The following is a 15,266-nucleotide window of genomic DNA, read 5'->3' on the forward strand; positions in this document are numbered from 1 at the left end:
TACAATACGCGCACAACGCGCACACACGTTTACGCAAGTTGCAGACCAACCCGGACCAGCATCCGAATCAGGCCGTCAGACATGCCAGAGTTGCCAGAAGTCGAGGTTACCCGAAGGGGGATCGAACCGTGGGTCGCGGGCCGCCGCGTTGAGCGTGTGGAGGTGCGCAACCCCGCATTGCGCTGGCCCGTGCCGGCTACGCTCGCCCGTACGCTGCGCGGCCGCACGATCCGTTCCGTCGGCCGCCGCGGCAAATATTTGCTGTTCGAGGTCGACGAGGGCTGGTTCATCGTGCACCTGGGCATGACCGGCACACTGCGTGTGCTGCGCAATCTGCCCAAGCCTCCGGCCGCCGGGAAGCACGACCACGTCGACTGGTTTTTCGACGACTTCACGCTGCGTTTTCGCGACCCGCGCCGTTTCGGCGCCGTGCTCTGGCACCCGCGCGAGGCTGGCGACGTGCTCGGCCATCCGCTGCTGGCGGGGCTCGGCATCGAGCCGTTCACGCCGGCCTTCGACGGCGCGCTGCTCTTTCGCAAGACACGCGGCCGCAAGGTCGCCGTCAAGCAGGCGCTCCTCGCGGGCGACATCGTGGTGGGCGTCGGGAACATCTACGCGTCGGAAAGTCTGTTCCGTGCCGGTATCCGGCCGACGACCCCAGCCGGGCGCGTTTCGCTCGCCCGCTACGAACTTCTCGCGGACGCCGTGCGCGCCGTGCTCGCCTCGGCCATCGAGAAGGGCGGCAGCACGCTGCGCGACTTTGTTGGCAGCAATGGCGAAAGCGGCTATTTCCAGCTCGAATACTTCGTTTATGACCGCGCGGGCCAACCCTGCCGCGTGTGCGGCACGCCGATCAAGCAGATCGTGCAGGGCCAGCGTTCCACTTATTTCTGTCCGCGCTGCCAGCGCTGAGCGCCAGGCTTTTACATGTACCGAACTTCGTCTACCTCCGCGCCGCTGCCGGCTGGCGCATATCCCGCTGAACTGCTCACCGGTTTTGCGCCGCGTCTGATCGCCTGGCAGCGCGAGCACGGCCGTCACGATCTGCCGTGGCAGAACACGCGCGACCCGTACCGCATCTGGCTCTCGGAAATCATGCTGCAACAGACTCAGGTCTCGACCGTGATTCCGTACTACACGCGTTTTCTTGAGCGCTTTCCCACGGTCGAAACGCTCGCCGCCGCGCCCGACGACGACGTGATGGCGCTCTGGGCCGGCCTCGGCTACTACTCGCGCGCGCGCAATCTGCACCGGTGCGCGCAGGTCGTGGCGCAGACCCACGGCGGCAAGTTTCCGTCGACGGTCGAGGCGCTCGCCGAGCTGCCAGGCATTGGCCGCTCGACGGCGGCGGCGATCGCATCGTTCGCGTTCGGTGCGCGCGAGACGATCCTCGACGGCAACGTGAAGCGCGTGCTCGCTCGCGTGTTCGGCGTGGAAGGCTTTCCTGGCGAAAAGCGCGTAGAGAACGCGATGTGGACGCTCGCCGAAACGCTCGTGCCGGGCCCCAAAGCGAGCGACGCCGATGTGAGCGCGTACACGCAAGGCTTGATGGATCTCGGCGCGACGCTGTGTGGACGAGGCAAGCCCGACTGCGCACGCTGCCCGTTCGCCGAAGACTGCGTGGCGAACACGACGGGACGTCAGCGCGAACTGCCCGCCGCGCGTCCGAAGAAGACCGTGCCCACGCGGCGCACGTGGATGCTCGTGCTGCTCGACGGCGACGCGGTGATGCTGGAGAAGCGGCCGCCATCGGGTATCTGGGGCGGTTTGTGGAGCCTGCCCGAAGCCGCCGACGAACCCGCGCTCGCCGAGCGCGCGCGCGAGTTCGGCGTGACGCCTGAGCGCGCGGCGTCAAGTTCCGCGCTCATGCCGCTTACGCATACGTTCACGCACTTCAAGCTCGACATCGAGCCGCGCGTGATCGAACTGAAGCGCAACGCCGCGCCGCTCGAACTGAACGATGGACAGAGCGCATGGGTGTCGCTCGGCAATATCGACGCGTACGGGCTGCCCGCGCCTGTGCGCAAGTTGCTCGACGGATTGCGTGGACCGCTGATCTGAGTCAGCGGAAAAGCAGCATCAACGCCGCTTCAAAGCAACTGATGCTGCTGCATGTAGTGATGCACGACTTCGATACGCGCGCCCGCGTCGTTCAGCTCCATGAGCTTCTGACGCGCGCGCAGAGCGATCGGCAGCACCTCGGCGAGACGGTTCGATACCCACGAGGGATCGCCGAAGCGAAACGGCTCCGCAAACGGCAGGCTCGCGGGATCGCGCTCGCGAATCGTCGCGATGATGCGCTCGAGCACTTCCGCACATGCGCCGAATTGCGCGAGCTGTTTGCCGCCTTCTAGTGGAATGTCTTCGGGGATCAGTTCGGCCGTGCCCACGAGCAGGCCGTCGGCTTCCACGCGGTACGAGAGCAGATGAAAGCGCTGCGTGCCATGCGCCTGGATGTGCAGCATGCCGACGGTTTCGACATCGCATTGCTCGATGAGCGCGAGGCAGCCAACGGACTCCGGCACGGCGGTCTCGTCAGGCAGCGCGACTTCGGCGCCGCTTTTGAGCAGACACACGCCGAACGGCGTGTGCTCGCGCAGACACTCGCTCGCCATGTCCACATATCGCGCTTCGAAGATCTTGAGCGGCAGCAGGCCGCCAGGGAAGAGCACCGTATGCAGCGGGAACAGTGGCAAATCGGCAAGCACGGCAGGAGACGAGGACATGGCGCAACGCTTTCGGTTAAGGGCCGCGCGATGCGCAGCCGGTTAGGCGATCAGCCGTGACGACTCTCCGACATCGAGAGGCGCGTCGCGGTGACGCACGATAACGTTCGACTCGCCAGCAAAGCGTGTGGCGAGCGTCTGGGCGATGAACACCGAACGATGCTGTCCGCCCGTGCAGCCAATCGCAACGGTGAGGTAGCTGCGGTTGTCGGCGCGAAAATGCGGCAGCCACTTCGCGACGAACGCGTAGACATCGTCGATCATTTCGTGGACGGCCGATTGCGCACTCAGGAAGTCGATCACCGGCTGATCGAGCCCGGTGAGCGGCCGCAGACGGGCGTCGTAATGCGGGTTCGGCAGCGTGCGGACGTCGAACACGAGGTCCGCGTCGAGCGGCACACCGCGCTTGAAGCCGAACGATTCGAACGTGAGCATGAGCGACCCGCGCTCGCCTCCGACGAACACCTTCACCCACTGGCGCAGCGCGTTGGAACTCAGATTGCTCGTATCGACCTGATGGCCGAACTCGGCGAGGTTCGAGACGAGTTCGCGCTCGTGCTCGATGGCTTCTTCGAGCGACTTGAGCATGCCCACATTTGCGTCGTGCGCGGCGGAGCCCGAGAGCGGATGGCGGCGACGTGTTTCCGAGAAACGCTGGATGAGCGACTGCGTGCTCGCATTGAGGAACAGCACGCGCACGTCGTGGCGAAGAGCCAGGTCGCGGATCATCTCCGGCATGTCGTCGAACGACGAACTCGAGCGCGCATCGATAGCGACGGCGAGGCGTTCGTAGCCGTCGTCGCTGAGATATTGCGCGAGTTGCGGCAGAAAGCGTGGCGGCAGATTGTCGACGCAATAGTAGCCGACGTCTTCGAGCGCATTGAGCGCCACTGACTTGCCGGAACCCGAAATGCCGGTGATCAGGATGATACGCATGGGAGAGTTGATGAACCCGATTGGGTCATCATAGCATCCGATCCGCGCGCCTGTATTGGCTCTCCGGCCCGCAGAGACCTGTTTCGAGGGCGCGCGCGGCGTGATTCGCGCGCTTGTTCGGAGCGTATTCGGGCGTCAGATCAGCTTGCCGGGAAACTGGCTGTCGGGGTCCTGCATCGCGAGACGCTGGCGGTCCATGAAGTCGCGCAGCGTGTCGATACCGCGCAATTGCAGGATCGTGTTGCGCACGGCGGCCTCAACCAGCACGGCGAGGTTGCGGCCCGCGGCCACCTGGATCGTGACCTTGCTGATGGGCAGGCCGAGCACGTCCACGGTCTGGCTCTCCAGCGGCAGACGCTGGAACTCGCCGTCCGGGCGGCGCACGAGTTGCACGATGAGCTTGAGCTTCATCTTCCGGCGCACGGCCGTTTCACCGAAGATCGTCTTGATGTCGAGCAGACCGAGGCCGCGCACTTCAAGCAGGTTCTGCAACAGCGGCGGGCAGCGGCCTTCGACGAAATCGGGGCCGAGGCGCACGAAATCCACGGCGTCGTCGGCCACGAGGCCGTGGCCGCGGCTGATCAGCTCCAGGCCCAGTTCACTCTTGCCGAGACCCGAGTCACCTGTGAGCAGCACACCCATGCCGAGAATGTCGAGAAACACCCCGTGCAGCGTCGCGCGCGGCGCGAGAATGCGCGACATGTAAAGGCGCAGGCTGTCGATGACGGTGGCCGCCGACATCGGCGTGGTGAAGAGCGGTGTGGACGAACGCGTACAACGCAGCACCAGCTCGGGCGGCGCGGTCATGCCGTCGGCGACCACGAGGAACGGTGGCTCGAGTGCGATCAGCTCGGCCATGTGGCGCGAGCGGTCTTCGTCGGTCTGGCGCTGGTAGTAGTGGATCTCGGCGTCGCCGAGCACCTGGATGCGGTTCGGGTGGATCAGGTTCAAGTGGCCGACGAGGTCCGCGCTCGCCGTGGCCGTGGCCACCGTCTCGGTTGAAAAGCCGCGTTCCCAGCCTTCGTGCCCCGTCAGCCAGCTGAGTTTCAGCGTGGTGGCGTTGTCGTCGAAGATGCTTTGGGCGTTGATGCTGGAAGTGTCCATGAGTCGGTGACTCCGCGAGATGACTCGCTTAACGGCTGACTAAATTGTTTGACCTGGATGGCCCGCGCCCTGCGCTTCACCCCTGCAACGAGCGTCGGGCGCGCGCTTTTCGGCCGCGCGTACCGCGACCGCCCCCGCAAGACGCCGCACGTTACATCAAGGTTGCCACTGTGTGAGCAGGCGATGCAACGTTTCGCGGTCTTCTTCCGTATGGAGCCGCTCACGCGTTTCGCGATCTGACAACAGTTGCGCGATCTCGGACAGGATTTCAAGGTGCTGCTGCGTGGCCTGTTCGGGCACGAGCAGGAAGATGAGGAGCGAGACGGGCTGACCGTCTGGCGCTTCGAAGGCGATCGGCTCGGCGAGGCGCACGAAGGCGGCCTGCGGCTGCTTCAGGCCCTTGATGCGGCCGTGCGGGATCGCGACGCCTTCGCCAAGGCCCGTGGAGCCGAGGCGCTCGCGTGCGAAAAGATTGTCGGTGACCGTGCTGCGGGCGATGCCGTTCTGGTTCTCGAAGATCAGGCCAGCCTGTTCGAAGACGCGTTTCTTGCTGGTAACGGACAGGCCGACGACGACGTTCTCGATGGGAAGTATTTTGGCTAAACGATTCATGTTGGCAGGCGAAAACGTGGCCTGAATGCTCCACACCCCGACTGCTGCCCGCTTTGGCGGCAGCATTGGATCTGGCGACGAAGCCCGGTGCCGGGACCGTGGGGACCTGTTGATGCGTTAGACCCCGTAATACGACTGGACCATTATAGAACAAGCGTCCACGCCGATGGTGCGATGCGCCACGCATGAGCGCAACCCTCGCTCCACGGTTGCACCCAGCGGTAAAACCCTGCACCGCGCCCACTCACGAAAAAGCCGCCCGGTTCGGGCGGCTTCGCTTCGAGGGGCGGAGGATGAACTATCGACTCCTGCCCCGGTTCATGGCGCGGATTGCCACAAGAAGCACTGTGGGATCACTGCGGCGGGATTTCGATGATGGGCGCAGGCTGGTGCTTGATCGCCTCATGTTGATGTCCCTGCACGCGGTCCTTGTGACGTACGACCTGGCGGTCCAGCTTGTCGACCACGAGATCGATGGCGGCATACATGTCGCCGTTAGCGCTCTCCACAAATATGTCCTTGCCTTTCAGATGAAGGTTCACTTCGACCTTCTGTCTCTTATCCTTTTCCTTATGGTTGTCGACCGAGAGGACCACATTGCCATCGATTACCTGATCGAAATGTCTTAGCACCCTGTCCAGTTTGGTGATCACGTATTCTCGCAACGCTGGCGTTACTTCGAGATGGTGTCCACTGATCTTCAGATTCATAGTGCTTCTCCAGGCTAATGGCCGCGTGACGCGTGAAGTGCGGCAATGCCGGTCGACTGTCCTGCCTGTGCGCGGCTCCCCGAAAGGCCTGCGACAGCGGGCTAACTCGGCCGGCCATGTCCGCCAACGGGCGTAGCGGCCGGAAAACGCCTGCTCCGTGAAAGCCGGAACAAGCTAAAGAGACTTGCGCAGATTGACCGCTGGAATCTTCAGCGCCTCGCGATACTTCGCAACTGTGCGTCGCGCGACCACGAAGCCCTGCTCCGCCAGCAGTTCGGCGATGCGGCTGTCTGAAAGAGGAGATTTGGTGTTCTCGGCTCCTATGAGTTGCTTGATGAGGGCGCGGATGGCGGTGGACGATGCAGCGCCTCCGGTGTCCGTCGATACATGCGATCCGAAGAAGTACTTAAATTCAAGTGTCCCAAATGGAGTCAGCATGTATTTACCGGTTGTCACACGCGAGACAGTTGATTCGTGTAGGCCCAGCGTATCAGCAATCTCCCTCAAAACCAAGGGGCGCATGGCGATTTCGCCGTGCACGAAAAAGTTCTTCTGACGCTCGACGATAGCCTGCGCGACACGCAGGATCGTCTCGAACCGCTGCTGAATATTCTTGATCAGCCAGCGCGCTTCCTGCAGCTGTTGGCGCAGCGAACCGCTGCCCGGGTCGCCGCGGTTGTTGCGCAGAATATTCGCGTACAGATGGTTGATGCGCAGCTTCGGCACCACCTCCGGGTTGAGTTCGGCATGCCAGTTCTGGCCGGCCTTCTTCACGATGATGTCCGGCACTACGTAATCGGCTTCGGCCTTGCCATACGAGGCGCCCGGGAACGGTTCGAGCGAGCGGATCAGCGCATGCGCGTCACGCAGTTCGTCGTCGCCCGTCTTCAGTTGCTTGCGCAACCGCGTGAAATCGCGCGCGGCGAGCAGTTCCAGATAGTTCGACACGATCTCGAGCGCGAGCGTGCGCGTTGGCGACGAATTGACGCGCAGCAGCTGCAGCTTGAGGCACTCGGAGGCCGAGCGCGCGCCCACGCCCGCGGGGTCGAAGCTATGCAGCAGCGCTAGCGCCGCATTGAATTCGTCGGCGTCGACTTCGAGTTCTTCGGGGATATCGGCAAGAATTTCCTCACAGGTCGCGCTGAGGTAGCCGTCTTCGTCGAGCGATTCGATGAGGAACGTGATGAGCGCGCGGTCGCGCTGGCTCGCGTTCGTTTCGCGCAGCTGCGCCATCAGATGGTCGCGCAGCGTGGTGGTCGATTCGTGGATTTGCAGCGGCGGCAGGTCGTCGTCGTCGGATGCGTTGCCGGAGCGGCCGTAGTCGTCCAGGTTCCACTGGCTCGCGTCGCCGCTCGCGTCGCCTCCCAGGCCGTCGTACTCGTCCACGCCTCGCGGCTCGCTCTCGCTGTTTTCGCTGCTGCCGTTGGATGCCGTGCTCGAACTGTTCGCGCCCTGCATCGGCTCGGCGCCCGAAGACGTGGGCGGCTGCGCGATGACCGTGCCGTCCGAGGCCACGCGCAGTGGGCTCGCGATCCAGTCGTCCTCGTTCTCGAGCAGCGGGTTCTGCGAGATCGCCGTCGCGACCTCCTGCTGCAGTTCGAGTGTCGACAGCTGCAGCAGCCGGATGGACTGTTGCAGTTGTGGCGTGAGCGCAAGATGCTGCGAGAGGCGGAGTTGGAGGCTGGCTTTCATGGCGGTGTGCGAACCATTGTAAAGAGTTTGCCACGCGGACGAAACCACGGGGCATTCGCAAAAACGAGCGTGTGCCGCGCCGCCGTGTACCCGGAATTTAGTGCGCAAACAGGGGCGCTATTCGCCCTGCCATGCACCGTTTTGGGGGCAAGGTCGATACAGCGGAATTACACGGGAAACGCGAAAGATGAGGCCGGAAAAACGCGAATGCGGATCGCGCGCGCCGGGTGAGCGCTGCGGACTGCGGGACTGCGGTGAGCGGGCGCGCGAGGCGCGCCCGGGGACTTACATGCGGAAGTGTTCGCCGAGATAGACGCGGCGCACGCTTTCGTTCTCGATGATCTCGCCGGGCGCGCCGGCCGCGAGCACGGTGCCGTCGCTGATGATGTATGCGTGGTCGCAAATGCCGAGCGTCTCGCGCACGTTGTGGTCCGTGATCAGCACGCCGATGTTGCGCTGCTTGAGGAACTTCACGATCTTCTGGATTTCCAGCACGGCGATCGGGTCGACGCCCGCGAACGGCTCGTCGAGCAGAATGAAGCTCGGGTCGGTTGCGAGCGCGCGCGCGATTTCAACGCGCCGGCGTTCGCCGCCCGAGAGCGAGAGCGCGGGGTTCTCGCGCAGATGCGCGATCTGCAACTCGTCCATTAGCGCTTCGGCACGCTCGGTGATGAGATCTTTCGACAGACGTTTGCCGTTGCCGTCCACCTGCAGTTCGAGCACCGCGCGGATGTTCTCCTCGACGGTGAGCTTGCGGAACACCGAAGCTTCCTGCGGCAGATACGAAAGACCGAGCGCCGCGCGCTTGTGGATGGGCAGCAGGCTGATGGACTGGCCGTCGAGGTCGATCTCGCCGGCGTCGAGCGGCACGAGACCCACGATCATGTAGAACGACGTGGTCTTGCCGGCGCCGTTGGGGCCGAGCAGCCCAACCACTTCGCCGCTCTTCACGTCGAGCGAAACGTCCTTGACGACGGTGCGCGAGCCATAGCGCTTCTTCAGGCTGCGTACGACGAGCGTGCTCGTCTTGCCGGCCAACTGGCGGCCGTAGCTTTGGGGGGCGGTGACGGTATTCACTGTGGCGGCGCTTCCTGCAGCTTGGTGGACGGCGTGAGCGCGGCCGGGGCGCCGGCGCTCGGCTGTGCGCCGGTGGTGTTGCGCGGCGAGAGCATCGCGCGGACGCGGCCGCCGGGGTTGCCGGGACCTGCGACGTCCTTGCCCGACTTCGCCGTATAGAAGTCGTTCTGGCCATCGTACGTGACGACGCTGCCGTGGACCTGGTCCATCACCGTCGAGAGGCCCTGCAGGCGGCGCACCGTGGCGCGCGTCGTGAGCGTGGTGAGGTCCTGCTTGCCATCGTAATCGATGCGCTCAGCCGTGCCGTCGACATATTCGTCGAGGCCTTCGCGCTTCTGGCGGAAGTAGGCGAGCTTCTCGGCAGGCGTGCCCGGCGCGACGGTGCCGGTCGCGAACTGGTAGCCCTGCGGGTCCTGCGTGACGACGAGCTTGTCGGCCTTGATGAGGATCGTGCCCTTGGTGGCGACCACGTGGCCGGTGAAGACGGTCTGCTGCTTCAGATCGTCATACGTCATGTTGTCCGCTTCGATATTGAGCGGCTTGTCCTTGTCGGCGCGCTCGGCGTGAGCCGCGGGCGCGAGGCCGGCGAACAGCAGCGCGCTGGCGAGCGCCATCAGCGCCGCGAAGCGTGCGCGGCGTGCGTGAGGCGAACGGCCGTTCAGTGGACGGGGAAGCGAATCGTTCATGCAATCGTGCCTTGCGTGGACGGCCCGGCGTTCAGGACGAGCCGCCGGAGTCAGCCGGGGCGATGGCTCCACGGACGTTGCCGAAGAGCTGGATGACCCGGGAGACATTGTTGTAGTTCATGCCGCTGGTGGCCGTCATGACCGACTGGCCGCGTCGAAGTTTAACCGGCTTTTCGGTCAGGATCACATCGTCGTTCACGAGCACTCTGAAATGCTCGGAATCAGCCTGCATGTCCGGGTCGCCGGCGCCAGCCGCGCGCAGAATGCGCGCGTTGTCGTACAGATTGACGATCGAGGCGTCGGCGTTGACCGTGCCGCGCTTGCCGGTGGCCGTGACGATCGGCTTGCCGGGCTGGAATGCGCGCACGGCCGGGTTCGTGAGGTCGCTGTTTTCGTCGTCCTCGTAGTGAACCATGTGCGTGGCCGTGAGCCGGTACTGCGTGGCGCCCGACTGGTCAAGTTCGGACACCGAGAAGTCGTCGGCGAAATAGTCGGGCGTATGCGTGAGCGGACGCGGCGCCGCCTCCTTCTCGCGCGGCTGGACGGCCTGCAACAGCCACCACGTGAAACCGGCGAGCGCGGCGACGCACACGAGCGGCACGAGCGAAGTGAGGCGGAACTTCTGGTTCATCGCGGCATCCCGGCCAGCGGCGCGCAGGCCTGCGCGAGCATGGCGTCGTAACGGTTCTGCGCGCGCAGGATCAGGTCGGTGACTTCGCGTACGGCGCCGTGGCCGCCCACCTTGTCGGACACCCAGTGGGCGCGCGAAAGCACATCCGGATGGGCGTTGGCGGGTGCGGCGGCGAAGCCGCACTGGAGCATCACGCCGAGGTCGGGCCAGTCATCGCCCATGTAGCCGCACGCTTCGGGCGCAATGCCAGTTTGCGAGAGCAGTTCGGCGAACGCCACGCGCTTGTCTTCCACGCCTTGCCACAGGTGCGTGATCCTGAGTTCCTTCGCGCGCACGGCGACGATTTCCGAGCGGCGCCCGGTGATGATGGCCGTGTCGATGCCGGCTTCGCGCAGGAGCTTCGCGCCGTGGCCGTCGAGCGAGTTGAACGCCTTCATCGTGTCGCCCGCGCCGGTGAAGAGCAGGCCGCCGTCGGTGAGCACGCCGTCGATATCAAAAATCATGAGGCGCACACGCGCGGCGCGCGCGGTTGCGTCGAGTGGGGTAGCCATCAGATCACCTTCTTGGAGAACAGGTCGTGCATGTTGAGCGCGCCGATCAGCGTGCCCTCGGCATCGACGACCAGCATCTGATTGATGCGGTGGCGCTCCATCAGTTCCACGGCTTCGACGGCAAGCTGGTCCGGGCCGATGGTGCGCGGGCCTTTCGTCATGACCTGCGCGATCGGCAGGTCGCGGAAATCGCCCACGCGCTCGAGCACGCGGCGCAGGTCGCCGTCGGTGAAAATGCCTTGCACGTGGCCGTCGGCATTGACGACCGCCGTCATGCCCATGCGCTTGGCCGTGAGCTGGAAGAGGGCGTCGCGCACGGTTACGTCGTCGCGCACCTTCGGGATTTCGTCGCCCGTGCGCATCACGTCGCGCACGTAGGTCAGCAGGCGCCGGCCGAGCGCGCCGCCCGGGTGCGAGCGCGCGAAGTCGTCGGCGCCGAAGCCGCGTGCGTCGAGCACCGCGACCGCGAGCGCGTCCGAGAGCGCGAGCGCCGCCGTCGTGCTGGCGGTGGGCGCGAGGTTCAGCGGGCAGGCTTCCTTTTCCACGCCGGCGTCCAGATGGACATCGGAGAGCTGGCCAAGCGTCGACTGCGGGCGGTTGCCCGTCATGCCGATGAGCTTCGCGCCAATGCGCTTGACGAGCGGCAGGATCGCCACGAGTTCTTCGGATTCACCGGAGTTCGACAGGCCGATGAAGACATCGTCCGCGGTGACCATGCCGAGGTCGCCGTGGCTCGCTTCCGCCGGATGCACGAAGAACGCCGGGGTGCCCGTGGAGGCCAGCGTGGCCGCGAGCTTGCGGGCAATGTGGCCCGATTTTCCGATACCGGAAACGACGACGCGCCCGCGGCAACTGAGGATGAGATCGACCGCGCTGACGAAGTTGTCGTCGAGCCGGTCGCGAAGCCCGCGCACGGCGTCCGCTTCGATGTCGAGCACGTTGCGAGCGAGCTTCAGCGCCCGGTCGCCATTGATTTTCGCTATCATCCGCGGAGTATAGCAAAGGCGTCTGCGCGCCGCGCCAGCGCTTCCAGCGCCAAAACCCCGTGCGCGAGCCGCCTGGCTTGCCTAGCGGTATTTCCGTAGCCCTTCCCATGTAGCCGCCTTTGCGTCGATCATTGACCCGGCGCGGGGCGGAATTTGCATCGCCGCTTACGCAGACCACGGCCGACGAACGAGGACGCTTCACACGATGATCTCCCCGCTGGAAATGACGCTGTTCCTGCTGCTCGCCTCGGTGGTTGGCGTCGTGCTGTTCCGTTATCTGAATCTGCCGCCGATGCTCGGCTACCTCACGGTCGGCATTCTCGTGGGTCCGCGCTCGCTCGGCATCGTGCCGGACACGCATGGCGCGCAGAACCTGGCCGAGTTCGGCGTGGTGTTCCTGATGTTCTCCATTGGCCTCGAGTTCTCGCTCTCGAAGCTGCGCGCCATGCGTCACGCCGTGTTCGGCCTCGGGCTTTCGCAAGTGCTGGGTACGATCGTGGTGGCGCTCCTGCTAGGGCTCGTGCTGGAGCCGTGGGTGCACATCACTTGGCAGGCGTGCGTCGCGCTGGGCGGCGCGCTCGCCATGTCGTCCACGGCTATTGTCAGCAAGATGCTTTCCGAGCGGCTCGAGATCGAATCGGAGCACGGCCGCAACATTCTGGGCGTGCTGCTGTTCCAGGATCTCGCCGTGGTGCCGCTGCTCATCGTGATCGCGGCGTTCGGCGGTTCCTCAGCCTCGCTTGTCGAGTCGCTCGGCACGGCGGCCGTGAAGATCGTCCTCGCGCTCGGCATTCTGCTCATCGTCGGGCAGAAGTTCATGACGCGCTGGTTCACCATCGTCGCGCGGCGCCGCTCGCAGGAGCTGTTCGTGCTCAACGTGCTGCTCGTCACGCTGGGCGCCGCGTTCATCACCGACAAGTTCGGCCTCTCGCTCGCGCTCGGCGCGTTCATCGCGGGCATGCTGATCGCCGAAACGCCGTACAAGCACCAGGTGGAAGAGGACATCAAGCCGTTTCGCGACGTGCTGCTCGGCCTCTTCTTCGTGACCACGGGCATGCTGCTCAACCCGCACGTGATCTGGCAGCACCCCTTCATGGTGGCGGCGTTCTTCTTCGGGCCGGTCGTGCTCAAGGCCGTGCTCATCACGGCGCTCACACGTATTTTCGGCGCTTCACCGGGCGTGGCCATGCGCACGGGCCTCGGCCTCGCGCAGGCCGGCGAATTCGGTTTCGTGCTGCTGAACCTCATTCTCGACAAGCATCTTGTCGATGCCACGCTGCTCCAGGCGATCCTCGCGGCCATGCTGCTTTCGATGCTCGCCGCGCCGTTCCTGATCCAGAACGCCGACCGCATCGTGCTGCGCCTCTCTTCGACGGAATGGATGCAGCAGTCACTGATGATGACGCGCATCGCCACGCAAAGCATCAAGCAAAGCGGCCACGTGATCGTGTGCGGCTATGGCCGCGCGGGGCAGAACCTCGCGCGTATGCTCGAATACGAAGGCCTCTCGTACGTGGCGCTCGACCTCGACCCCGACCGCGTGGCGGCCGCGGCGGCGGCGGGCGAGTCGGTGGTGTTCGGCGACGCGGCGCGGCGCGAGTCGCTCGTCGCGGCGGGCATCCATCGTGCGGCTGCCGTGGCGATCACGTATGCCAATACGCAATCGGCGTTTCGCGTGCTCCATCACATACACGAGCTGGAGCCCACCTTGCCGGTGATCGTGCGCACGGTCGACGACGCCGATCTCGAACGCCTGCTCGCCGCGGGCGCGACCGAGGTGATCCCGGAGATCGTGGAGGGCAGCCTCATGCTCGCCTCGCACATGCTGGTGCTGATGGGCGTGCCGATGCGGCGCGTGGTGCGCCGCGTGGAGGAACTGCGCGACGAGCGCTACAGCCTCCTGCGCGGCTACTTCCACGGCACCGACGATGTGGGCGAGGACGGTCACGAGCAGGTGCGGCTACAATCCGTACCGGTCGACGAGCGGGCCGATGCCGTGGGCCGCACGCTCGCGGAGCTGGGCCTGTACGAGCTTGGCGTCGAGGTGACGGCGATTCGCCGCCACGGCATTCGCGGCGTGGAACCGGACCCATCGACCAAGCTGCGCGAGGCCGACATCGTCGTGCTGCGCGGTTTGCCCGAGCAGCTCGCGCAGGCCGAGGAGCGGCTTTCGCGGCATCGCAAGCCGGGCGCGGCCGGCGCGGGTGCGGCGGCGGCCTGATAAGCCGCCGTTGCCACGATCGCCTCCCCGTCTAGACGTCGCGCTTTTGGGGTTCTGCCCCGGTTAAACCGTCCTACCGTTGTTCCTTACTAGTTACTACCCGGAGAAATCATGTCCAACGCACCTGCGAACCCGAGCGCTGAAGCCGCCCAGTTCGTGAAGAGCCTGATCCGCACGGTGCCCGACTGGCCTCAGCCGGGAGTGCAGTTCCGCGACATCTCGCCGCTCATCGGCCATCCGAAGGGCTTGCGCGTGCTGATCGACCTGTTCGTCGAACGCTATGTCGATGCGAAGCTCGACTACGTGGCCGGGCTCGATGCGCGCGGCTTCATCATCGGGCCGATCGTCGCTTACGAGCTGAACGTGGGCTTCATTCCGATCCGCAAGATCGGCAAGCTGCCGTACAAGACCGTTTCCGAGACCTACAAGCTCGAATACGGCGAAGCGACCGTCGAGATTCACGAGGACGCCTGCGGCAAGGGCGACCGCGTCGTGATCGTCGATGACCTGATCGCCACCGGCGGCACCATGATGGCCGGCAAGCTGCTGCTCGAACGCCTCGGCGCGAGCGTGGTGGAGGGCGCTGCGATCATCGACTTGCCGGATCTGGGCGGCTCGAAGTTGCTCACCGATGCCGGCCTGCCGCTCTTCACCGTGACCGCCTTCGGCGGCCACTGAAGCCCGAACGCATCACGCCACGAGTCGATCTCATGCCGAATTTCGCGCTCTTTCTCGCCACGTCCATCGCCATCACCTTCGCGCCGGGCCCCGACAACCTCCAGGTGCTCGCGCGCGGCATTTCGCAGGGCCGCGCCGCCGGCCTCGTGGCCGCGCTCGGCTTTGCCACGGGCGTGACGTTCCACATTACGCTCGCCGCACTCGGCGTGGCCGCCGTGCTGCGCTCCTCGCCGCTCGCGTTCCAGATCCTCAAGCTCGCGGGCGCCGCTTATCTCGTGTGGATTGGCGTGAAGGCGCTGCGCAGCCAGGGCCTCGCTGCCGCTGGCGACCGGCCGCGCCAGCCGCTTGGCGCGATCTTTCGCCAGAGCGTGCTCGGCAACATGATGAATCCGAAGGTGACGCTGTTCTTCGTCGTGTTCCTGCCGCAGTTCGTCGATGCGCATGGCGCGCAAAGCGTCACGCTGCAGATGCTCGAACTCGGCCTCGTGTTCATGGCGCAGACGGTCGTGGTGTTCTCCCTCTTCGGGCTGTGCGCGGGCACGATCGGCGGCTGGCTCAAGCGCCGCCCGCGTGCGGGCTTGTGGCTCGATCGTCTCGCTGGCCTGACGTTCATCGCCATCGGCATTCGTATCGCCCTGCGTGACTGATCTACGGAG

Annotated in this window: 16 protein-coding genes; 5 read left to right on the forward strand and 11 right to left on the reverse strand. The window is 65.1% G+C overall.

Features of this window, described 5'->3' with window-relative positions; all coding sequences use genetic code 11:
* The first annotated feature begins 81 nt into the window (after positions 1-81).
* On the forward strand, positions 82-912 hold the full coding sequence (gene mutM, locus L0U83_RS01440; protein ID WP_233879607.1) for a bifunctional DNA-formamidopyrimidine glycosylase/DNA-(apurinic or apyrimidinic site) lyase: 831 nt from the start codon (positions 82-84) through the stop codon (positions 910-912).
* Positions 913-927: 15 nt separating this feature from the next.
* Complete coding sequence (gene mutY / locus L0U83_RS01445) at positions 928-2,061, forward strand: A/G-specific adenine glycosylase (RefSeq protein ID WP_233879622.1); 1,134 nt, start codon at positions 928-930, stop codon at positions 2,059-2,061.
* 29 nt (positions 2,062-2,090) lie between these two features.
* Here mutY and L0U83_RS01450 read toward each other — a convergent pair whose 3' ends face one another.
* The 11 genes from L0U83_RS01450 to kdsD form a co-directional block, all read right to left on the reverse strand.
* Positions 2,091-2,726, reverse strand: coding sequence for an LON peptidase substrate-binding domain-containing protein (locus L0U83_RS01450; protein ID WP_233879641.1), 636 nt, complete (start codon positions 2,724-2,726; stop codon positions 2,091-2,093).
* Between the two features lie 42 nt (positions 2,727-2,768).
* Positions 2,769-3,662, reverse strand: coding sequence for an RNase adapter RapZ (gene rapZ / locus L0U83_RS01455; RefSeq protein ID WP_233879643.1), 894 nt, complete (start codon positions 3,660-3,662; stop codon positions 2,769-2,771).
* A 135-nt stretch (positions 3,663-3,797) separates the two neighbouring features.
* Complete coding sequence (hprK, locus tag L0U83_RS01460; RefSeq protein WP_028201859.1) at positions 3,798-4,766, reverse strand: HPr(Ser) kinase/phosphatase; 969 nt, start codon at positions 4,764-4,766, stop codon at positions 3,798-3,800.
* A 156-nt stretch (positions 4,767-4,922) separates the two neighbouring features.
* On the reverse strand, positions 4,923-5,444 hold the full coding sequence (gene ptsN / locus L0U83_RS01465; protein WP_233879664.1) for a PTS IIA-like nitrogen regulatory protein PtsN: 522 nt from the start codon (positions 5,442-5,444) through the stop codon (positions 4,923-4,925).
* Between the two features lie 287 nt (positions 5,445-5,731).
* Positions 5,732-6,088, reverse strand: a complete 357-nt coding sequence (hpf, locus tag L0U83_RS01470) for a ribosome hibernation-promoting factor, HPF/YfiA family (protein WP_028201861.1) — start codon at positions 6,086-6,088, stop codon at positions 5,732-5,734.
* Positions 6,089-6,262: 174 nt separating this feature from the next.
* Positions 6,263-7,780, reverse strand: coding sequence for an RNA polymerase factor sigma-54 (locus tag L0U83_RS01475; protein ID WP_233879672.1), 1,518 nt, complete (start codon positions 7,778-7,780; stop codon positions 6,263-6,265).
* A gap of 285 nt (positions 7,781-8,065) precedes the next feature.
* Entirely contained in the window at positions 8,066-8,857 is a 792-nt protein-coding gene (gene lptB / locus L0U83_RS01480) for an LPS export ABC transporter ATP-binding protein (RefSeq protein WP_233879674.1), read from the reverse strand.
* Entirely contained in the window at positions 8,854-9,543 is a 690-nt protein-coding gene (lptA, locus tag L0U83_RS01485) for a lipopolysaccharide transport periplasmic protein LptA (protein ID WP_233879676.1), read from the reverse strand. Before lptA ends, lptB begins: the two co-directional genes overlap by 4 nt.
* 31 nt (positions 9,544-9,574) lie before the next feature.
* Entirely contained in the window at positions 9,575-10,174 is a 600-nt protein-coding gene (gene lptC / locus L0U83_RS01490) for an LPS export ABC transporter periplasmic protein LptC (protein WP_233879684.1), read from the reverse strand.
* Positions 10,171-10,725, reverse strand: coding sequence for a KdsC family phosphatase (locus tag L0U83_RS01495; protein WP_233879686.1), 555 nt, complete (start codon positions 10,723-10,725; stop codon positions 10,171-10,173). The genes lptC and L0U83_RS01495 overlap by 4 nt, the downstream gene beginning before the upstream one ends.
* Entirely contained in the window at positions 10,725-11,711 is a 987-nt protein-coding gene (kdsD, locus tag L0U83_RS01500; protein ID WP_233879688.1) for an arabinose 5-phosphate isomerase KdsD, read from the reverse strand. Before kdsD ends, L0U83_RS01495 begins: the two co-directional genes overlap by 1 nt.
* A gap of 205 nt (positions 11,712-11,916) precedes the next feature.
* Here kdsD and L0U83_RS01505 point away from each other — a divergent pair, with 205 nt between their 5' ends.
* The 3 genes from L0U83_RS01505 (at position 11,917) to L0U83_RS01515 (ending at position 15,257) form a co-directional block, all read left to right on the forward strand.
* The gene (locus L0U83_RS01505; RefSeq protein ID WP_233879696.1) at positions 11,917-13,932 is read left to right on the forward strand and encodes a monovalent cation:proton antiporter family protein; all 2,016 of its coding nucleotides are present in this window, start codon (positions 11,917-11,919) and stop codon (positions 13,930-13,932) included.
* 111 nt (positions 13,933-14,043) lie between these two features.
* A complete protein-coding gene (locus L0U83_RS01510) occupies positions 14,044-14,610 on the forward strand; it encodes an adenine phosphoribosyltransferase (RefSeq protein WP_233879698.1) in 567 nt (188 codons plus the stop codon).
* 32 nt (positions 14,611-14,642) lie between these two features.
* Positions 14,643-15,257 carry a LysE family translocator gene (locus tag L0U83_RS01515; RefSeq protein WP_233879700.1) on the forward strand — a complete coding sequence of 205 codons (615 nt, stop codon included), beginning with the start codon at positions 14,643-14,645 and terminating at the stop codon, positions 15,255-15,257.
* Positions 15,258-15,266: the final 9 nt, after the last annotated feature.

This window comes from Paraburkholderia flagellata (assembly GCF_021390645.1).
In the GTDB taxonomy this organism is placed as follows: domain Bacteria; phylum Pseudomonadota; class Gammaproteobacteria; order Burkholderiales; family Burkholderiaceae; genus Paraburkholderia; species Paraburkholderia flagellata.